The sequence below is a fragment of the Nonomuraea sp. NPDC050310 genome (assembly GCF_040655795.1).
GTDB lineage: Bacteria > Actinomycetota > Actinomycetes > Streptosporangiales > Streptosporangiaceae > Nonomuraea.
Window position 1 is genome coordinate 123,319 of sequence record NZ_JBFAKP010000020.1, and the last position, 18,656, is coordinate 141,974.

The 18,656-nt window shown below is 73.0% G+C and carries 17 protein-coding genes and 1 riboswitch; of the genes, 4 read left to right on the forward strand and 13 right to left on the reverse strand.

Annotation, left to right across the window (positions count from 1 at the left end; genetic code table 11):
* Position 1 precedes the first annotated feature (1 nt).
* From AB0I67_RS33740 to AB0I67_RS33755, 4 genes are read right to left on the reverse strand one after another with little or no spacing between them, the layout of a single operon-like run.
* Positions 2-577, reverse strand: a complete 576-nt coding sequence (locus AB0I67_RS33740) for a class I SAM-dependent methyltransferase (RefSeq protein ID WP_357932022.1) — start codon at positions 575-577, stop codon at positions 2-4.
* Entirely contained in the window at positions 574-1,626 is a 1,053-nt protein-coding gene (locus AB0I67_RS33745) for a low specificity L-threonine aldolase (protein WP_357932023.1), read from the reverse strand. The genes AB0I67_RS33740 and AB0I67_RS33745 overlap by 4 nt, the downstream gene beginning before the upstream one ends.
* A complete protein-coding gene (locus AB0I67_RS33750; protein ID WP_357932026.1) occupies positions 1,623-2,252 on the reverse strand; it encodes an SDR family NAD(P)-dependent oxidoreductase in 630 nt (209 codons plus the stop codon). Before AB0I67_RS33750 ends, AB0I67_RS33745 begins: the two co-directional genes overlap by 4 nt.
* Complete coding sequence (locus AB0I67_RS33755) at positions 2,249-4,294, reverse strand: DUF6421 family protein (protein WP_357932028.1); 2,046 nt, start codon at positions 4,292-4,294, stop codon at positions 2,249-2,251. The genes AB0I67_RS33750 and AB0I67_RS33755 overlap by 4 nt, the downstream gene beginning before the upstream one ends.
* Positions 4,295-4,468: 174 nt before the next feature.
* On the opposite strand from AB0I67_RS33755, the gene AB0I67_RS33760 reads away from it, so the two are divergent.
* Positions 4,469-5,164 carry a hypothetical protein gene (locus tag AB0I67_RS33760; protein ID WP_357932031.1) on the forward strand — a complete coding sequence of 232 codons (696 nt, stop codon included), beginning with the start codon at positions 4,469-4,471 and terminating at the stop codon, positions 5,162-5,164.
* Here AB0I67_RS33760 and AB0I67_RS33765 read toward each other — a convergent pair.
* From AB0I67_RS33765 to AB0I67_RS33775, 3 genes are all read right to left on the reverse strand, one after another.
* The gene (locus AB0I67_RS33765; RefSeq protein ID WP_357932033.1) at positions 5,113-5,766 is read right to left on the reverse strand and encodes a response regulator transcription factor; all 654 of its coding nucleotides are present in this window, start codon (positions 5,764-5,766) and stop codon (positions 5,113-5,115) included. The two genes, AB0I67_RS33760 and AB0I67_RS33765, sit on opposite strands and share 52 nt — an antisense overlap.
* Positions 5,767-5,882: 116 nt before the next feature.
* Positions 5,883-7,379, reverse strand: coding sequence for a serine/threonine-protein kinase (locus AB0I67_RS33770; protein WP_357932036.1), 1,497 nt, complete (start codon positions 7,377-7,379; stop codon positions 5,883-5,885).
* Complete coding sequence (locus tag AB0I67_RS33775) at positions 7,379-8,884, reverse strand: zinc ribbon domain-containing protein (protein WP_357932039.1); 1,506 nt, start codon at positions 8,882-8,884, stop codon at positions 7,379-7,381. The genes AB0I67_RS33770 and AB0I67_RS33775 overlap by 1 nt, the downstream gene beginning before the upstream one ends.
* A gap of 94 nt (positions 8,885-8,978) precedes the next feature.
* Here AB0I67_RS33775 and AB0I67_RS33780 point away from each other — a divergent pair, with 94 nt between their 5' ends.
* On the forward strand, positions 8,979-10,961 hold the full coding sequence (locus tag AB0I67_RS33780; protein WP_357932042.1) for a hydantoinase/oxoprolinase family protein: 1,983 nt from the start codon (positions 8,979-8,981) through the stop codon (positions 10,959-10,961).
* On the forward strand, positions 10,958-12,544 hold the full coding sequence (locus AB0I67_RS33785; protein ID WP_357932045.1) for a hydantoinase B/oxoprolinase family protein: 1,587 nt from the start codon (positions 10,958-10,960) through the stop codon (positions 12,542-12,544). Before AB0I67_RS33780 ends, AB0I67_RS33785 begins: the two co-directional genes overlap by 4 nt.
* Positions 12,545-12,555: 11 nt before the next feature.
* On the opposite strand, the gene AB0I67_RS33790 is transcribed toward AB0I67_RS33785, so the two are convergent.
* The 6 genes from AB0I67_RS33790 to AB0I67_RS33815 all read right to left on the reverse strand — a co-directional run bounded on the left by AB0I67_RS33790 (position 12,556) and on the right by AB0I67_RS33815 (position 17,934).
* A complete protein-coding gene (locus AB0I67_RS33790; RefSeq protein WP_357932048.1) occupies positions 12,556-13,353 on the reverse strand; it encodes a hypothetical protein in 798 nt (265 codons plus the stop codon).
* Positions 13,354-13,463: 110 nt separating this feature from the next.
* On the reverse strand, positions 13,464-14,111 hold the full coding sequence (locus tag AB0I67_RS33795; protein WP_357932051.1) for an adenosylcobinamide amidohydrolase: 648 nt from the start codon (positions 14,109-14,111) through the stop codon (positions 13,464-13,466).
* Positions 14,108-14,881, reverse strand: a complete 774-nt coding sequence (locus tag AB0I67_RS33800) for an ABC transporter ATP-binding protein (RefSeq protein ID WP_357932054.1) — start codon at positions 14,879-14,881, stop codon at positions 14,108-14,110. The genes AB0I67_RS33795 and AB0I67_RS33800 overlap by 4 nt, the downstream gene beginning before the upstream one ends.
* Positions 14,881-15,903, reverse strand: coding sequence for an iron ABC transporter permease (locus tag AB0I67_RS33805; protein WP_357932058.1), 1,023 nt, complete (start codon positions 15,901-15,903; stop codon positions 14,881-14,883). The genes AB0I67_RS33800 and AB0I67_RS33805 overlap by 1 nt, the downstream gene beginning before the upstream one ends.
* A 4-nt stretch (positions 15,904-15,907) precedes the next feature.
* Entirely contained in the window at positions 15,908-16,852 is a 945-nt protein-coding gene (locus AB0I67_RS33810; RefSeq protein ID WP_357932060.1) for an ABC transporter substrate-binding protein, read from the reverse strand.
* Between the two features lie 104 nt (positions 16,853-16,956).
* Positions 16,957-17,077: riboswitch (cobalamin riboswitch) on the reverse strand.
* A 2-nt stretch (positions 17,078-17,079) separates the two neighbouring features.
* A complete protein-coding gene (locus AB0I67_RS33815) occupies positions 17,080-17,934 on the reverse strand; it encodes a Gfo/Idh/MocA family oxidoreductase (protein ID WP_357932063.1) in 855 nt (284 codons plus the stop codon).
* Positions 17,935-17,989: 55 nt separating this feature from the next.
* On the opposite strand from AB0I67_RS33815, the gene AB0I67_RS33820 reads away from it, so the two are divergent.
* Positions 17,990-18,652, forward strand: coding sequence for a hypothetical protein (locus tag AB0I67_RS33820; RefSeq protein WP_357932066.1), 663 nt, complete (start codon positions 17,990-17,992; stop codon positions 18,650-18,652).
* Positions 18,653-18,656: the final 4 nt, after the last annotated feature.

Sequence of the window (18,656 nt, forward strand, 5' to 3'; positions counted from 1 at the left end):
GTCAGCGGCGGCGGGTGGCCAGGATGAGGCCCGGGCCGTGCGGGAGCTCGGCCGCGACGAGGCCGGGGTCGCCGAGCAGGCGCTCGCGGACCGCCCGCTGCCGCGCGCGGAAGTCCTCGGGCCAGGTGGAGCCCGGGTACTCGGTCATGTCGTCCACGATCAGCGTCCCGCCGGGCGCCAGGGCGGCCACCGACAGGTCGAGCCCGTGCTGCTTGCCCGCCGCCGCGTCGGCGAACAGCAGGTCGCAGCGGCCTCGCACGGCCTGAAGCAGTTCGAGGGCGTCGCCCTGCTGGAGGTCCACGAAGTCGGGCCACGGCAGCCGGGCAGCCGCGGCGGCGCGCTCGGGGTCGTTCTCGATGGTGGTCACCGTGACGTCGGTGCGCGGCAGCAGGCCGGAGACCAGCCAGGCCGCGCCCGCGCCGGTCCCGGTGCCGATCTCGATCACCCGGCCGCCGGCGCGGACGCCCGCGGCCAGCGTGGCCAGCAGGCGTCCGGTGCCGGGGTCGCAGGAGTGGGGGAAGGCCGCCGCGTCCGCCGCGGCGAGCGCGGCCCGCACCAGCCCCGGAAGGGCGGTCACGCGGAGGCCATCTCCTCACGCAGGGCCGCGGCGAAGGCGTCGATGTCGGCCTCGGTGGTGTCCCAGGCGCACATCCAGCGCACCTCGCCGCTGACCTCGTCCCAGGTGTAGAAGTGGAAGCGCTTTTGCAGCCGCTCGGTGACCTCCTTGGGGAGGATCGCGAAGACGCCGTTGGCCTCGACCGCGCGCGGGATCCGCACGCCGGGGATGTCGCGCACGGCCGTGACCAGCCGCTGCGCCATCGCGTTGGCGTGGCGGGCGTTGCGCAGCCACAGGTCGCCGGACAGGAGCGCCTCGAACTGCACAGAAAGGAAGCGCATCTTCGAGGCGAGCTGCATCAGCGACTTGCGGATGTACTCGATGCCCTTGGCCGCCTCCGGGTTGAGCACGACGACCGCCTCGCCGTACAGCAGCCCGATCTTGGCCCCGCCGAAGGAGAGCACGTCCACCCCGGCGTCGGTGCTCAGCGCGCTGAGCGGGACGTCGAGCGCGGCGGCGGCGTTGCACAGCCGCGAGCCGTCGAGGTGGACGAGCATGCCCAGCGAGTGGGCGTGCTCGGTGATCGCGCGGATCTCCTCGGGCGTGTAGACGGTGCCCTGCTCGGTGGTGTTGGAGATGGACACCACGCGCGGCTGGGCGCGGTGCACGTCGCCGAAGCCCCAGGCCTGGAGGTCGATCAGGTCGGGGGTGAGCTTGCCGTCCGGGGTGGGGACCGTGCGGAGCTTGATGCCGCCGGCCACCTCGGGGGCGCCGCCCTCGTCGGTGTTGATGTGCGCGCTCTCCGCGCAGACGACCGCCTCCCAGGGGGCGGTCATCGCGCGGAGCGAGACGACGTTGGCGGCCGTGCCGTTGAAGACCGGCCAGACGGTGGCCCTGGGGCCGAAGTGCCGCCGGAAGACCTCCTGGAGCGCCTCGGTGTAGACGTCGTCGCCGTAGGGGCTCTGGTGGCCGCCGTTGGCCTCGACGATCGCCTGGAGGATCTCGGGGTGCACGCCGGCGTAGTTGTCGCTGGCGAGTCCCTTGCTGGAGGGGTCGTGCCTGGGTGTCACTGGGTGAGGTCCAATCGCGTGCCGTTGATCTGCTCGGCGGGCCGCTCGTACAGGGCGGCGGCCGCCTCGGCGAGGGTATCTACGTGCGTGAAGCCGGCGAACTTGGCCTCCGGCTTGGCGGCGATCATCGCGTCGTTGAGCAGGGCCTTGACCACCAGGACGGTCGCCGCCGAGCCGGTGTCGCGCAGGCCGTCGGCCAGGGACATGACCCACGCCTCCGAGGCGGCCTTGGCCGCGGCGTAGGCCGCGCCGCCCGCGGTCGGGCGCTCGGCGGCCTTGGCCGAGACGATGGCGAAGCGGCCGTTGTCGCTCTTGCGCAGCAGCGGCTCGAAGGCCAGCGAGACGTGCTGGAGGGTGCGGACCAGCAGGTCGTGCAGCAGGTCCCAGTCGGCCAGGTCGGTCTCGGCGAAGGTCTTGCCGCCGCGCCAGCCGCCGACCAGGTGGAAGACGCCGTCCACCCGGCCGTGCTCGGCCTCGACCGAGCGGGCCAGTTCCTGTACGGCGGCGCGGTCCAGGAGGTCGACGTCGTCCTTGTCGACCGCGATCACGGTGTGGCCGTGCTTGGCGAAGTGCGCGGAAAGGGCCTGGCCGGTCGGCCCGCCGCCCCCGGTGATGAGGATGATCATCCCTTGATCCCCTTCGTGGACTCGACGACGTCGGTGAGCTTACGCCGCAGGGCCTCGTAGAACATGCTCAGGGGGAACTCGTCGGACAGCACCGCGTCCACCATGGCCTTGTTCTCCTCGGGCAGCTCGCGCCGCTTCCAGTTCGAGGAGGGGTGCGGCTCGACGTAGGCCGAGACCAGGTCGTAGGCGGCCAGCCAGTGCGCGGCCTTGGAGCGGTCGATGCCGTCGCGGTAGAGCTTCTCCACCTCGCCGCGCAGGTCCGCGACGCCGTCGGCGACGCGCGCCCAGTCGACCAGGAGCCGGTTGTCGGTCCAGCGGACGATGTCGTTGCGGTGCAGGTAGGCGAAGAGCAACTGGCCGCCGAGCCCGTCGTAGTTGCGCACCCGGTCCCCGGTGATCGGGAAGCGGAAGAGCCGGTCGAACAGGATCGCGATCTGCACGTAGCGCGCCTGCGGCACGCCCTCGGCCTCCAGCTTGACCGCCTCGCCGAAGGCGGTCAGGTCGCAGCGCAGCTCCTCCAGGGAGTACATCCAGTACGGCATGCGCTGCTTGATCATGAAGGGGTCGAAGGGCAGGTCGCCGTGGCTGTGGGTGCGGTCGTGGATGAGGTCCCACATGACGAAGGTGTCCTGGGCGAGCCGCTGGGAGGCCAGCAGCCGCTCGGCGTCCGGCGGCAGGTCGAGCTTGAGCGTCTGCGCCGCGGCCTCGGAGACGCGGCGGAAGCGGGCCGCCTCACGGTCGGCGAAGATGCCGCCCCAGGAGAACTTCTCCGGCTTCTCGCGCACCGCGACGGTCTCGGGGAACAGCACCGCGGAGTGGGTGTCGTAGCCGGCGGTGAAGTCCTCGAAGGCGATCGGCACGAACATCGGGTTGTCGTAGCCGGAGGACTCCAGCTTGGCCAGCCACTCGGGCCAGATCGTGCGCAGCCAGACCGCTTCGAGGTTGCGGGCCGGGTTGCCGTTCTGGGTGTACATCGGGAAGACCACGAGGTGCTCCAGGCCGTCCACCCGCTGGGTGTCGGGGTGGAACAGGTCGAGCGAGTCGAGGAAGTCGGGCACGCCGAGGTCCCACTTGGCCAGGTCGGCCCGGACCTGGGTGAGGTAGGCGGCGTCGTGCGGGAAGAAGGGCGCCAGCTCGCCGATCTTGGCGGAGATCGCGGCGATCAGGGCGCGCGCCTCGTCCTGGCGCTCGGGGACGGAGCCGTCCTTGACCTGGAGCGGGCGCAGCTCCTCGACCAGGGCCTTGAGCTCGCCGAAGAGGGCGGCCTTGCGCTCGTCGCGGGCGGCGGCCGAGCCGGCGTCGGCGGGCACGCGGGCGGCCCAGGTGACGACGTTGCCCCACAGGGTCAGGTGGTCGTAGTCGGCGATGGAGTCGTCGCCGAACAGGTCGGAGTCGGCGAAGACGACCACGCGGCCGTTGCCGTGGGGGAGGGCGACGGCCAGCGGGGCTCCGGCTGGCACGGCCTCGGCGGAGCTGGCGAAGAGCACGGTGGCGTCCTCGGGGGCGGTCAGCGCCCCGGCACGGTAGAAGCAGGCCTGCTCGACGCCGGCCAGCAGGCCGCCGCGGCCCGGCACGCCCAGCACCCAGGTGGCCACGTCGCGGTGCGCGTGGCGCACGTCCCGCACGGTGGTGTGGGTCACGCCGACGCCGAAGCGGCCGAGCAGGGCGGCCAGGTTGTTGCCGTACTTGTCCTGCTCCTCCTCGGCCAGCACGACCAGGCCGCCGCCGCCGCGGACGAACTCCTCGATCGCCGCCAGCTCGGCCTCGCCGTACACCGGGCTGCCCTGGCCGGTGGTGCGCTCCCAGCGCTCCTCGGCGGGGTGGGCGATCACCAGGACGTCGGCGCCGGCCAGTACCTCGGCGGTGAGCTCGCCGCTCTCGTGCGCGCTCACCGTGTGCCCGAGGTGGCGCAGCCGCTCGGCCGCGCGGGCGTAGCTGCTGTCGTCGGGATGGCCGGGGTTGCGGGTCACGGCCAGTTCGCGGCGGATGGTCCACGCCTGGCTGTGGGCCTCGTCGACCAGCACACGGGGGAACGCGCTCATAGAAAATCTCCTGCCGAAGACGCTATCTGACGAAAAATATACACATAGTCGGCGGAAACTCCACCAGAGTGTCCACCTGGCGGACGACGAGGAGTAGGCCCCCGGAGGGACGACCGCGCCCTGGACGCGCGATTAACGTCCCGTTCGACAACCCCTCTGACGTCAGGAACCACCGTGCTCACCGACCATGTGCGATTCCGCCGGATCACCTCCGGCCTCCTGCTGATCGCCGGCCCGCTCCTGCAGGGCCTGGCGGTCGTCGTCGACCCCGGCACCTGGGGCGACGACCGCGAAGCCGTCAGCTTCGGCGACAACCCCGCGCTGGCCCAGCTCCAGTCGGCCTTCTACCACTGGAGCTGGATCCTGACCGCGCTGGCCGCGCTCGGCCTGATGCACCTGATCCGGCGCAGCCACCCGCGCTCCGGCGCGATCATCGGCTCGATCACGGTGCTCGGCTACATCAGCGCCTCGGCGCTGCTCATGACCGACCCGGTCGAGTGGTGGCTCGGGCAGCACCACACGCCGGAGCAGGCCCAGAAGATCCTGGACGAGATGATGAACCTGCCCGGCATGCTCATCGCCTTCCAGATCCCTGGACTGGTCGCCATGTTCGGCGCGCTGCCGCTGCTACTGGCCCTGGTCTGGCGCTCCGGCTTCGTCGGCTGGTGGGTGCCCCTGGTCACCGCGGCCGGGTACGTCGGCAGCATGTTCGTGCCCTACGGCCCGGCGATGGTGCCCATGTGGTGGCTGCCGGTCGTCGCCGTGGGCTACGTCGGGATGAAGATCCTCCGCATGTCGGACGAGGACTGGGCGGGCTTCTACGCCCCCGGCCGGACCACCCCGGCCTCGTACGCGAAGACGACCGCCTGAGCGCGGTCGCGCAGCCGCAGCTTCATGAGCACCCGGGCGACGTGGGTCTTGACGGTGGCGTCGCCCACGAACAGCTCCCTGGCGATCTCGGCGTTGGTCAGGCCCCTGGCCAGCAGGCGCAGGACCTCCAGCTCGCGCGGGGTGAGCTCGTCGAGCTGCGGCGGCGGCGCCGGGTCGTAGCGCCCGGCGAAGGAGGCGATGACGCGGCCGGTGACCGCCGGGTCGAGCAGCGCCTCACCGGTGTGCACGACCCGGATGGACTCGATGAGCTGCTCGGGCGGCGAGACCTTCAGCAGGAAGCCGCTGATGCCCGCCCGGAGGGCGGCGTAGAGATTCTCGTCGGTGTCGAAGGTGGTCAGGATGATGACCCTGGGGGCGAGGGAGGCCTCCAGGATCTGCTTGGCCGCCGCGATCCCGTCGAGGCGCGGCATGGTGATGTCCATGAGGACGATGTCCGGACTTGTCCGGCGGACGACCGAGACGGCCTCGAGCCCGTCGGAGGCCTCTCCGACGACCTCCATGTCCGGCTCGTTGTCCACGACCATGCGAAGGCCCACCCGGACCATCGCCTGGTCGTCGGCGATGACGACGCGAATACCCACAGCGGGAGGGTAATCCCCCGAGGTCAATCGGCGACAGCCCGGCCAAGCCGTCCGCAAGTGAGCCGCAAGTACCGCCGCCCGCCGTACAAGATCGACGCCGGGCGGGCGGCGTCCGGTCAGGTCAGCCTGGCACTGCCCCGCATGCGCTCCTCGGTCGCCGGCCGGCACGCGGTCGGCGCGCAGTAGTAGAGCAGCAGCAGCCGCTTGCCCGCGCGCTCGACGACGTACCCGGTGAAGGCCAGCCGGGCCGCCCGGCCCTGCCGGTCCACCATGACGCCCTCGAACTTGCGCGCCGGGGTCGTGCCCAGGGCGTCGTCCACCGGCTTGCCGGTGATCTCCACCTCGCCCGGCAGCATCGTGTCCAGGGTGGCCTTGAGCTGCGCCGCGTCGGCCTTGGTGTCGATGGTGTCGGCGAGCTGCGCGTAGAAGCCCGCCGCCGCCTCCGGATCGGCGGAGATGACCGGCCCGACCTCCGACCAGTCGGCGGTCGCGCCCGCGACGAAGAGCCGCTCGAACTCCGTCACCCGCGGCGAGACCACCGCGAACAGGTCGGAGTGCGTCTTGGCCGTCCACTCGGCCGGGTACTCGAAGGTCACCGGCGCGGCCGGCGAGCCCGGGTAGACCGTCCACTCCGGCTCGTCCGCCCCGCCCAGCACCAGCAGCGCGACCAGCGTGATCGCCGCCACGGCCGCCACCAGCGAGGCGAGGATGAGCGGCAGCCGCCCGCCGCCCGGCTTCCGGCCGATCGCCGGCACCGGCCGGGTGGGCGGCGCCTGCCCGCTGATCGCGTCGCGCAACGCGGCCACGAACTCGCCGCAGGAGTCGAAGCGCTGCTCGGGCGACTTGGCCAGCGCCCGCATCATCACCGCGTCCACCGCGGGGGGCAACTCGGGCCTGAGCTGCGACAGCGGCGCGGGCGACTCGGCCAGGTGCGCCCACAGCAGCGCGATGTCGTTGTCGCGCTCGAACGGCAGGCGCCCGGTCAGCGCCTCGTAGACCACGCACGCCAGCGCGTACTGGTCGCACCGCCCGTCGATGACCTCCTTGTTGATCTGCTCCGGCGCCATGTACCGGGGCGTGCCGATGAACTGGTCGGTCTGCGTCAGCCCCGAGATCGAGGTGCGGTGCTTGGTGATGCCGAAGTCGGTCAGGTAGACGTGGTCCCCGGCGACCAGGATGTTGGCCGGCTTGACGTCGCGGTGGATCAGGTCGTGGTTGTGCGCGGTGTCGAGCGCGGCGGCGACCTGGGCGAAGAGCTGGTTGGCCTGGCCGAGCGGCAGCGGCCCGCGGTCGATGATCAGGCGGCGCAGGTCGAGGCCCTCGACGTAGCGCATGGCGATGTACAGCACGCCGCCCGGATCGGCGCTGGCCTCGTAGATCGGGATGATGTTCGGGTGCTCGATGCTGGCGACGGTGCGCGACTCCAGGATGAAGCGCTGGCGGAAGCGGTCGTCCACGCTGAGCACCGGGTTGAGGATCTTCAGCGCCACCCGGCGGGACAGCCGGGGGTCGAGCGCCAGGTAGACGACGGCCATGCCGCCCTTGCCGATGATGTCCTCGATGTAGTAGCCAGCCACCTCCTGGCCGATGAGGGAACGCTCGTTCAAGTGCATCACGTCTCGCTGGGATGTCCGCAGAAGCCGCAGAACCGGTGGCCCCGGCCCAGTTTCATGCCGCAGGCCGTACAGAACTTGACCTCCTGCGCGGTCAGCACCGGCTGCGGCTGGGAGTGGGATTGGGAGTGCTGCTGCAGGGCGTCCTGGATCTGCGAGCGGCGGACCACGACCGTCTGGTGGGCGCCCTCGTCGACGGGCGTCCTGGCGGCCGCCACCGGTGGCGGCACCGGCCCGGGCGGCGGGGCCGCCGGTTCGGGTGCGGCGGCGCGGCGGCGGCGCCACAGCAGGAAGATCCCGGCCAGCGCCGCCACCAGCAGCACGGCCGCGGCGGCGATGAACGGCCACAGCGGCAGCGCGGACTTGACCGGCTTCTTGGCCGCCTGCCGGGCGGTGCCCTGGTCCTCGGCGGTGCCCCGCTTGGCCAGCGAGGTCTTCAGGTGCTCGGCGGCGACCGTGTGGCCCGGGTAGAGGTCGAGCACCCGCTGGAAGCCGGGCGTGGCCTCGGTGTAGTACTTCGTGTGGAAGCGGGTCAGGGCGTGCTCGAAGGCGGCGTCGACCGCGCCGCGCCGCGGCGGGATGCCGGCCTTGTTCAGGGCCGCGGTGATCTCGCGCACGCCGATCATCCTGGCGTCCTTGCCGCCGCCAATCAGCAGGCCGATCACGTGCCCGTCCTTGTCGCCGATCACCGGCGCGCCGAGCATGCCCTTGTCGACCAGGGCGCCCAGCTTCACCGGCTCGTCGACCTTCTTGTACGGGTCGGAGAAGGGCCGGCCGCCCTCGCCGGCGCCGCCCTTGCCCAGGTGGGCGATCTCGGTGGTGAGCTTGAGGGTGGGCGAGGGCCTGCCGAGGAAGCCGGCGATCGAGGTGGGCGAGCCCTCCTGGTCGGGCACCTTCTGCGCCAGCGGGGCGGTGGGCAGGCCCACGCTGCCGTCGGCGCGGCCGGAGGGCACCAGCACCGCCGGGCTGTCCGGCTTGTCGCCGGTCGAGGCGACCTCGGCGGCGAAGCCCTTGGCGTCCGGGGGGTTGATGTTGGGGAAGACGGTGACCGTGGTGGTCACCTTGGCGATGCAGGTGGCGGTGCTGCGCTTGGGCGGGTAGCAGGCCTGCAGGTGCCGGTTGAGCAGCGGGTCCTTGAGCTCGTGCTTGGCGAAGTCGCCCGGCACCTTGACCTTGTGGTGCTCGGCGAAGATCTTGTTGGCGGCGTAGATCGCTGCGTCCTGTTCGGACTTGACCACCCGGGTGAGGGTGACCACCGCGCCTTCCGGGTTGACCACGATGCCGGTGCCGCTGCCGAGCGGCACCTCGTAGCTGCGCTCGATGTGCACGAGGTCGCCGATGTGGTCTAAGAGGGTGATGTCGACGCGCTGACTCGCCTCGACTCGTACGACCGACGGGGTCACCAGATCGGTGATGCCGCTGGGATGCTCGTGCGCCAGGGCGGGCAGTGCGCACACGAGGAGCGCAGCGGCCGCGCCCGCGGCGAGAGCGGTGACTCGGGCCATCTCTGTCTCCCCTGCAGAGCCTAGGACCAGGGTCCCAACCGATGGGCGGAAGTCAAGGGCGACAAGCGCTTGGTACGTGATTTACCGTACTGCCGTGACCTTCGGTTCGGCCGGCCTCGCCATCGACGTCGGCGGCACGTTCACCGACGTGGTCCTGCGTGACGAGACGGGCTCGTCGTCGGTCGCGAAGGTCCTGACCACCCCCGACGATCCCATCGCCGCGATCGTCTCCGGCGTTACTCGCCTCGTCGCCGAACCGGCCCGGATCGGCCGCGTCGTGCACGCCACGACCCTGGCCACCAACGCCGTCCTGGAGGGCGGCGGCGCCCGCGTCGCCTTCGTCACCACGCGCGGCTTCCGGTCGATGATCCCGCTGGGCCGCTACGCCCGGGTCGAGGAGGACCGCTACGACCTGCGCTTCACTCCCCCGGTGCTCGACGCCGAGTGCTTCGAGGTCACCGAGCGCACCGGCAGCCGCGGCGAGGTGCTCGTGCCCCTCGACCCCGAGTCGGTACGGCAGGCCGCCCGGGAGATCACCGCGCGCGGCCTCACCTCGGCGGCGGTCTGCCTGCTGCACTCCTACGCCAACCCCGCCCACGAGGAGCGCGTCGCGGCCATCCTGCGCGAGTCGGTCCCGCACGTGGTGACCTCGGCCGAGGTCTGGCCCGAGATCCGCGAGTACGAGCGCGCTACCACCACCCTCGTCTCGGCCCGGGTCGGCCCGCTCATGGCCGCCTACCTCACCCGTCTGGGCGAGGCCCTGCGCGCGCTCGGCATCACCGCGCCGGTCTACGTCATGGACTCCGGCGGCGGGGTCGTCTCCGCGCCGCTGGCCGCCCGGCGGGCCGTGGTCACCATCGAGTCCGGCCCGGCCGCCGGCGCGCTCATGGCCGCCCGGTACGGCGAGGCCGTCTCGTTCGACATGGGCGGCACCACCGCCAAGGCCTGCGTCATCCGCGCCGGCCGGCCCGCGATCACCCGCGAGTTCCACGTCGGCGGCAAGGGCAGCTTCGGCGGCCGGCGGGCCGGGACCGGCATCCCGATCCGCACGCCCGCCATCGACCTGGCCGAGGTCGGGGCGGGCGGCGGCAGCATCGCCTGGCTGGACCCGGCCGGGTCGTTGCGCGTCGGCCCCGTCTCGGCGGGCTCCTCGCCCGGACCGGCCTGCTACGGGCTGGGCGGCCTGGAGCCCACGGTCACCGACGCCGACCTCGTGCTCGGCTACCTCGGGGCGGCCTCGCTGCCGCTGGATCCGCTCCTGGCGGCCAAGGCGCTCGACCGGCTGGCCGCCCCGCTGGGCGTCGGCCGCGCCGCCGCCGCGCACGCCGTGCACGAGATCGTCAACGCCGCCATGGCCTCGGCCGTGCACGTGGTCACCGTGCAGCGGGGCATCGACCCGAGGGGGTTCGCGCTGGTCGCCTTCGGCGGGGCCGGGCCGGTGCACGCCTGCCGGATCGCCGAGCGGTTCGGCATCGGGCACGTGATCGTGCCGCCGCTGTGCGGCGTGGCCTCCGCCGCCGGGCTGCTCGCCGGGCCGCTGGCCACCTCCCGGGTCCGCACCCGGCTCGGCGCGGCCGACCCCGAAGCGATCTTCGCCGAGCTCGCCCGTTCGGCCGCCGACGATCTCGAGGTCGGCCTGGACGATCCGGGCGTGAGCGTCTCGCGGGCCGTGGACGTGCGCTTCCACGGCCAGTCACACGATCTCACGGTGGACTGGAGCGAGTCGCGCGCCGAGCTGGCCGCCCGCTTCCGCGCGCGCTACCGCGAGGTCTACGGCATCGACCAGGAGGGCGAGATCGAGGTGGTCTCCTACCGCGTCCGGCTCGCCCGCGACTTCCCCGCCGCCCCGGTCGTGGCGGCCGAGCCCCAGCCGCCGCCCGCCGCGCGGCGCCGGGACGCCTACTTCCCCGAGCTGGGCGGGTACGTGGCCACCCCGGTGCTGACCCGCGCCGAAGCCGACGGCGTGCGCGGCCCCGCGATCGTCGAGGACCCCGGCTCCACCCTCGTCATCCCTCCCGGCTGGCAGGCCGGCCTGGCCGCCGACTCCAGCCTCCACCTGCACCGGAGGCCCGCGTGACCGCCCCCGACCCGCTGACCGCCGAAGTGCTGCGGCACGCCCTGGTGGTGGCGGCGGAGGAGGCGAGCATCGTGGTGGTGCGCTCGGCCTACTCCACCTTCATCGTCGAGGGCTCCGACGCCTCGGCCGCCGTCCTGGACGCCCAGGGCCGCCTGGTGGCCCAGTCGGTGGCCACCACGCTGATGAACAGCATGGCCCTGCGCACCGCGCTGCCCGAGCTGCTGCGCGACATCCCCGCCGAGCGGATGCGCGAGGGCGAGGTCTACGCCATGAACGACGCCTACCGGGGCGGCGTGCACACCAACGACCTGCTGGTCTTCCGCCCGGTCTGGGCCTCGGGCCGCCCGCGCTACTTCGCCGCCACGATGATCCACGTCTCCGACCTGGGCGGCCTGTCGGCGGGCGGGATGGCGCCGCTGGCCACCGACATCTTCCTGGAGGGCCTCCAGCTCCCCCCGGTACGGCTGGCCACCCGCGACGGCCTGGACCCGGCGATCGAGGCGGTCCTGCGCGCCAACAGCCGCACCCCCGACAAGGTGATCGGCGACGTCCGCGCCCTGGTCGCCGGCACCGCGGTGGCCGCGGCCCGGCTCGACCGGCTGCTGGCCGAGTACGGCGAGGCAGGCCTGGCCGCGGGCGTCGAGGCCTACCTCGACCACGCCGAGTCCCGCACCCGGGCCGCCGTCGCCGAGCTGCCGGAAGGCCGCTTCGAGGCGGCTTATCCGATCGACGACGACGGCTTCGACCTGGACCGCTCGCACACCGTCCGGGTCGCGGTGGAGATCTCCGGCGGCGCGGTGCGGCTCGACTTCGCCGGCACCGGCCCCCAGGTCCCCGCCGCGATCAACGCCTCGGCCTCGCAGTCGCTGGCCGCGGCCGTCTTCGCGGTGCGCTGCTTCCTCGACCCCACGATCCCGATGAACGAGGGCTGCCTGCGGGCGCTGGACATCCGGCTGCCGGAGGGCTCGCTGCTGAACGCCCGGCCGCCGCACCCGTGCGGGGGGCGGTTCGTGCCGATCTACGCGGCGATGGAGGCGGTCTTCCAGGCGCTGTCCACCGCGCTCCCGGAGCGGGCCATCGCACCCAGCGGGATCCTGCAGCCGTTCTCCGTCGCGGCGGTCGGCCCGCCGTACTGGATCCACCTGTCCTACGACTTCGGCGGGGTGGGCGCGCGGCGCGGCCTGGACGGGCCGGACGCGACCGGGGTGCACTTCGGCGTCGGCCGCAACTCGGTGCCGCAGGTGGAGCCGGTGGAGAGCCGGTGCCCGCTGGTGGTGGAGTCGGTCGAGACCATCGACGGCTCCGGCGGCGCCGGGCGCGACCGCGGCGGGCGGGGCACCAGGACGGTCTTCCGCTTCCTGGCCGACTGCCACGTCAGCACCCGCGGCGACCGGCTCCGGCTGCCCCCGCCGGGCCGCGAGGGCGGGCTGCCGGGCCGGGCCGGCGGCTTCTTCAAGCGGCACCTGGACGGGCGGCTGGAACGCCTGCCGTCCAAGGCGGGCAACGTGCGCTTCGCCGCCGGCGAGGCCTTCGTGGTGGAGACCAGCGGCGGCGGCGGGCTGGGGCCGCCGGCCGCCGGGTGAGGCACGCGGTCCTACTGCGGGAAGCGGTTCTCGCAGTTCAGGAAGGGCTCTTCCTTGCCCGAGTCGAACGCGACCCGGTCCGGCCCGTCGCCGCAGTCGAGGACCAGGTCGCGCAGCCCGTCGGCGGCGCGCAGCAGGTCGTCGCCGCCGAAGCCGCGCAGGGTGTCGGCGCCGCCGTTGCCGGTGAGCTGGTTGGGCAGCGCGTTGCCGCTCAGGGTGTCGCCGAAGCGGCTGCCGATGAGGTGCTCGACCTCGGCGTTGTCGGTGTCGGCCGCGCGGCCGTCGACGGCGGGGCGGCCGTCGTTGGCGGCGTTGTCGAGGGTGGCCACCACGCGGTCGGTGGCCTGCTCGAAGCTGACGGTGTCACCGCCGTTGCCGCCGACGTACCGGATCGAGCTGGCGGCGCCGGCGGCGCGGCCGGCGTGGAAGGTGTCGAAGCCCTCGCCGCCGCTGACCGTGCCGGTCAGGCCGATCAGGCTGGTGAACTGGTCGCTGGCACTGCCGAGGTCGGCGACGACGCGGGTGACGCCGGCGCTGCACCGCACCACGGTGGCGTCGGCGCCGGGCTGGCAGCCGGGGCCCGGGGTGATGGCCACCGAGTCGTCCACCACGGTGGCGCCCGAGGCGTCACGGGAGACGGTCACGGCGTTGACCAGGGCGGTCCCGGTGTACACGAGTTCCAGGCGGCCGTTGCTCTGCTGGACGCGGGCCTGGGAGGTGTCCATCGCGGCCTGGCCGGGCGTGGCCAGCGTGCCGAGCGCGGCGAGCGAGGCGGCGGTGAGAACGGCCAGCCGGAGGTGCTTCTTCATGGGTCTCTCCTTCGGAAAGGGCGCGAGGGACGGCCTCTCCGCCCCCGCGACGTCTCCCAGGATGGCCCTGTAAACGTTTTCCGTCTGCGCACAAATGCGCACAGCGCCGATCAGGCGAACCGGGACGCGACCGCCTCCCACTCGGTGGCGCCCTGCCGTACCGCGCGGTGGACGGCGCGGGCCAGCCGCGCGCCCCACACCGAGCGCGGCCCGCCGAAGAGCTCCTCCTCCCCCGCCGAGGGCACCACGACGCAGACCGCGTCGGACGCGGTGCCGGTGCCGGCGAAACCGGTCTCGGCCAGCGCCTGCGACTTGGCCTCGGTGACCGTCATGACCGCGTTGACCAGCGCCGCGTCGGTCATCGCCACCGGCAGCACGGCGACGATGTTGATCGTCCCGACCCGCATCGGGCGCAGCTCTGGATCGGCCGCGCCGGGCGGGGCGGCGGCCCAGGTCGGCACGCGCAGCCCGACCGTGGCCACGGCGGTGACGCCCTCGTCCTCGGCCTCGACGAAGGCCGGGACGTGCGCGGCGGTCATCATGCCGACGCCGGGCCCCTCGGCCGGGCCGAGCGAGCGCAGGTGCTCGACCGGGTCCATGCGCGAGTAGCCCGCGATCACCTGGGCGTTCAGCACCCAGGAGACCGGGCCGATGCCGCCGCCCAGCATGGCCGAGGAGATCGCCCGGTGGCCCGGCCCGAACTCCCACAGCAGCGCGCCCAGCCGCGCGCCCTCCTCCTCGCGGTAGCTCAGCCTCATGGCCCGCCTCTCACCAGATGCACGACGGGCCGCCCGTCGGGGCCCGGCTCGATCTTCACATGCGCGCCGAAGTGCCGGCTGACCAAGGCCTCGGTCAGCACCTGGGCCGGGCGGCCCGTGGCCGCCGCGCGCCCGTCGGCGACCAGCAGGAGGGAGTCGGCGTACTGCGCGGCCAGGCTGAGGTCGTGCAGCGTGGTGAGCACGGTCAGCCCGTCGGCCCGGCGCAGCCGGTCGACCAGCTCCAGCACCTGCTGCTGGTGCCCGAGGTCGAGCGCGGTCGTCGGCTCGTCCAGGAGCAGCACCGGCGCCTGCTGCGCCAGCGCCCGGGCCAGCACCGCGCGCTGCCGCTCGCCGCCGGACAGCCGCTCGAGCTGGCGTCCGGCCAGGCCGGTGAGGTCGAGCCGCTCCAGCACCGAGGCGGTCACCTCCCGGTCGTGCCTGCTCTCCCGCCCCAGATAGGGGATGTACGGCGTGCGCCCCAGCAGCGCGTAGTCGAACACCGTCATGTCCGGCGGCAGCGAGGGCGACTGCGGCGCGTAGGCCACGAGCCGGGCCAGCGCCCGCGGCTTGAGCGGCCCCGCCCCCGCACCGGCGAGCGTGACGCTCCCCTCGTGCTTGATCAGGCCCATCAGGGCGCGCAGCAGGGTGGACTTGCCCGCGCCGTTGGGCCCGATGACCGCGAGCCACTCGCCGCGCTCGACGCGGAGCTGGACGTCGTGCAGGACGCGCCGCTCCCCGAGCGTCACCGACAGCCCGTCGACGGAGATCATCACACCGTGACCTTCCTGGTCATGCGGAGCACCGCGACGAAGAACGGCGCGCCGACGAACATGGTCACGACCCCGATGGGCAGCTCGGCCGGGGCCAGCACGGTACGGGCGACCAGATCGGCGACCACCAGGAAGGCGGCCCCGGCCAGCAGCGAGAGCGGCAGCACCACGCGGTAGCTGCCGCCGAACAACCGCCGCACCACGTGCGGCACGACAATGCCGACGAAGCCGATCAGCCCGCTCACCGCGACCGCGGCGGCGGTGGCCAGCGAGGCCGCGAGCAGCACCATCAGGCGCACCCGGGCGGCGTTCAGCCCCAGGCTGGTCGCCTCCTCCTCGCCCACCGAGAGCACGTCGAGGGTGCGGCCGTGCAGGAGCAGCACCACCGCCGAGAGCGCGGCGTAGGGCAGCACCAGCGTGAGCTGGTCCCAGCCGCCCCCGACGTCGCCGAGGATCCAGGAGTAGATGCGCTGCAACTGCTCGACCTTGAGCTGCTGGAGGAAGGTCTGGATCGCGGTCAGGAAGGAGGTGACCGCCACCCCGGCCAGGACCAGGGTGGCGGTGCCGCCGGCGCGGCCCGCGGTGTTGCCCAGCGCGTAGGCGAGCAGCACCCCGCCCAGCGCGCCGAGGAAGGCGGCCAGCGGGATGCCGAACGACGGGTCCGGCACCATCACGATGACCAGCGTCACCGTCAGTCCCGCGCCGGCCGCCGCGCCCAGCAGGTACGGGTCGGCCAGCGGGTTGCGGAAGACTCCCTGGTAGCCGGCGCCCGCGATGGCCAGCAGCCCGCCCACCACGGCCGCGATCAGCACCCTGGGCAACCGCAGCTCGTACAGCAGCCCCTGCTCGACCGGGCTGAGCCCGGAGTCGAGGTCCACGAGGGGCAGCCAGTCGAGCGCCTGGACGACGACCTGCCCGGGCGAGATGTCCGCCGCGCCGCCCAGCAGCCCGGCGACCATGGTCGCCAGGAGCAGGACGGACGTCGCCGCGACCGGGACGAACCGGGCTCTCGTCGCCTTCATCGGCTCAGGCGGCCTTGCCCACCGCGGCGGAGATGGCCTTGGCCAGGTCCACGACGCGCGGGCCCCAGCGGGAGGCGATGTCGTCGTCGAGCTGGATCACCTGGTCGTTCTTGATCGCCGACAGGTTCTTCCAGCCCGGCCGCTTGGCCAGGGTGTCCTTGCTCTGCTGGCAGCACTTGACGTCGGCGAGGAAGATCAGCGCCGGGTCGGCCTGGGCCACGAACTCGGCCGAGAGCTTCGGGTAGCCGCCGGCCGCGTCGGGCGCCTTGTCGGCGATGTTCTCCAGCCCGAACAGGCTGTAGACCTGGCCGATGAAGGTGGTGGAGGTGGCGGCGTAGGGCGTCTGGTCGAGCTCGTGGTAGTAGCTGAGCTTCTTGTCCTTGGGCGCCTCGGCGGCCAGGCGCTCCAGCTCGGTCTTCATCGTGGTGACGGTCTGCTGGGCCTTGTCCGGGTTGCCGGTCGCGGCGCCGAGGTCGGCGATCTCGTCGTAGGCCTCCTCCAGCTTGGTGGCGGCCGGCTCCAGCAGGACCGGGATGCTGAGCTTGGTCAGCTCGGCGACGACCTTGTCGGTGTCGTTGGCGACGACGACCAGGTCGGGCTTGTGCGCGACGATCGCCTCGACGTTCGGCTTGAAGCCGGACAGCTCGGTCTTCGGCGCCTCGGCGGGGAAGTTCGACTGGTCGTCGACCGCGACGACCTGCGGGCCCGCGCCGATGGCGAAGAGGGTCTCGGTCGCGGTGGGCGAGAGCGAGACGATGCGCTCGGGGCGCTTGGCGATGGTGACCTGGCCGTTGCCGGCCTCGACGGTCACCGGGAAGGCGGCCTCGGCCTGCGGGGAGGCGGAGCCGGATGCCGCCGGCGCGGAAGCGGAGGGTGCGGAGGCGGGGGTACTGGACGCCGGTGCGCCCGTGCTCTGACCGCAACCGGCCAGAGCGAGAACACCCAGCATCGCACCCGCGAAAGCCTTTCCTACGGGCCTCACGAGTAGTCCTTTCACTGCTGGAACCGAGAGACCCGCGTCGATGTCGACGGATCACCCTTTTCCACGAGGGTTGATGACGTCAGCGCGGAGGCAGGCGACCTGGCTATGACAGTTGCGGGACAGCGCCGGATTCCCACCGGACTTCGCTGCAACTCTGCGCGTCGGACAAACGCTATCAATTCTCCGGAATACTCTTACGTCAAGAGCTGCTTCTCGGCGTCGTCGATGATCCGCTGCAGGTGGAGACCGTGCTGGGCGTCGAGGGGGTGGCCGCCGCCCCGCCGTACGGTCTCGGCGAACTCGGCGGCGATCACGTCGAGCGGGTCGTCGCCGTCGTAGCCGCCGAACTCGGCGCTGCCCTCGGCGCCGAAGACGGCGTAGCGGGAGGTCCAGGTGCCGGCGGCCATGGTGAGGGACATCTCGCTGAGCGCGCCGCCCTCGTGCTCCAGCAGCAGGCCGGTCCAGCCCAGCGTGTTGCCGCGGGCGCGCACGCCGGTGATCGTGCCCAGGGCGGCGTCCATGAGGTCGAGCGAGTGCGGGGCGACGTCGAGCAGGACGCCGCGCTGCAGCCGCCACGGGGTGGCGTAGGCGCCGCCGTGCCGCAGCAGGCCGCCGACGACCAGGGCGTTGCCGCCGAAGGGGCGCACGGCGCCGGCCTGCTTGAGGAACTCGCGCGTGGGCGCGGCGTAGCGCAGCGTCAGCATCATCTGCGAGGGCACACCGGTCTCACCGATCACCTCGGCCAGCCGTACCGCGTTGTCCAGAGTGTCGGCGAGCGGCTTCTCCAGCAGCAACGCCTTGCCCGCGCGGGCGGCGCGGACGGCCAGCTCCGCCTGGACGCCGGGCGGCACGCAGAAGGCCACCGCCTCGCAGTGCTCGAACAGCTCGTCGAGCCGCTCGAAGACGGGCGCGCCGAGCCGGGCGGCCGCCTCTGGCCGCCGGGCCCAGACGCCGGCCAGCCTGGTGTGCGGCCCCGCCTTCAGCATCGGCGCGTGCGCGTCCTCGGCCCAGGGCCCCGCCCCGATCAGTCCCACCGAAATCGGTTCCACAGAATGAGTATGGCCTACTCATGCAGGCCGGCTCCGGGCGGCCGACGCTCGTACCATGACTGGTCTCGCCACCACTCCCCGCTCGGGCGCCGACACCTTCGCCCGGTACGCGATGATCGCCTGCGCCTTCGTCTCGCCGCTCACCATCCTGGCCGGGCTGCTGCTGAGCCCCATCCAGGCCACCGCGGAAGGGCAGGCCTACGTGCAGGCCCTGGTCGACCACGCCGGCAGCTACCCGGCCACCGCCTGGCTGGCCGCGCTCGGCGCGCTGACCATCATCCCGGCGCTGCTGGCCGTCTCCAAGGTCGCCCGCGCCGGGCGGCCCGTGCTCGGCCTGGTCGGCACGATCCTGGCCTTCAGCCTCGCCGTCCCGATCTCCACCGACAGCGACGACCTCATCTACGCCGCGCACAAGGCGGGCCTCGACGTGCCCACGATCACCAGGATCGAGCAGGTCTACGTCGACGGGCTGCCCACCTCGCCGCTCGGCATGCTCTGGTTCGCCGCGATGCTCGGCCTGCTCCTGCTCGGCCTGGCGGCCCTGCTGGGCCGCAGCGCGCCGGCCTGGGCGGCGATCGCGCTGGTCATCGCGCCGGTGCTGGTGCCGCTGCCCTGGATCCTGGGTCTGTCCACGCTGCTGGCCGCGGTGCCGTGGGCGATCATGGTCGCCGGGATGGGCGGCGTGGCCCTGGCCCTGCTCAAGGAGCCGGTCCGCTGAGGCC

What these genes read in the sequence shown, in the direction of transcription:
- AB0I67_RS33750 (WP_357932026.1), bottom strand. Translation starts at nt 2,252, where the DNA reads ATGATCATCCTCATCACCGGGGGCGGCGGGCCGACCGGCCAGGCCCTT.
- AB0I67_RS33755 (WP_357932028.1), bottom strand. Translation starts at nt 4,294, where the DNA reads ATGAGCGCGTTCCCCCGTGTGCTGGTCGACGAGGCCCACAGCCAGGCG.
- AB0I67_RS33770 (WP_357932036.1), bottom strand. Translation starts at nt 7,379, where the DNA reads ATGCACTTGAACGAGCGTTCCCTCATCGGCCAGGAGGTGGCTGGCTAC.
- AB0I67_RS33775 (WP_357932039.1), bottom strand. Translation starts at nt 8,884, where the DNA reads ATGGCCCGAGTCACCGCTCTCGCCGCGGGCGCGGCCGCTGCGCTCCTC.
- AB0I67_RS33790 (WP_357932048.1), bottom strand. Translation starts at nt 13,353, where the DNA reads ATGAAGAAGCACCTCCGGCTGGCCGTTCTCACCGCCGCCTCGCTCGCC.
- AB0I67_RS33795 (WP_357932051.1), bottom strand. Translation starts at nt 14,111, where the DNA reads ATGAGGCTGAGCTACCGCGAGGAGGAGGGCGCGCGGCTGGGCGCGCTG.
- AB0I67_RS33800 (WP_357932054.1), bottom strand. Translation starts at nt 14,881, where the DNA reads ATGATCTCCGTCGACGGGCTGTCGGTGACGCTCGGGGAGCGGCGCGTC.
- AB0I67_RS33805 (WP_357932058.1), bottom strand. Translation starts at nt 15,903, where the DNA reads ATGAAGGCGACGAGAGCCCGGTTCGTCCCGGTCGCGGCGACGTCCGTC.
- AB0I67_RS33810 (WP_357932060.1), bottom strand. Translation starts at nt 16,852, where the DNA reads ATGCTGGGTGTTCTCGCTCTGGCCGGTTGCGGTCAGAGCACGGGCGCA.
- AB0I67_RS33820 (WP_357932066.1), top strand. Translation starts at nt 17,990, where the DNA reads ATGACTGGTCTCGCCACCACTCCCCGCTCGGGCGCCGACACCTTCGCC.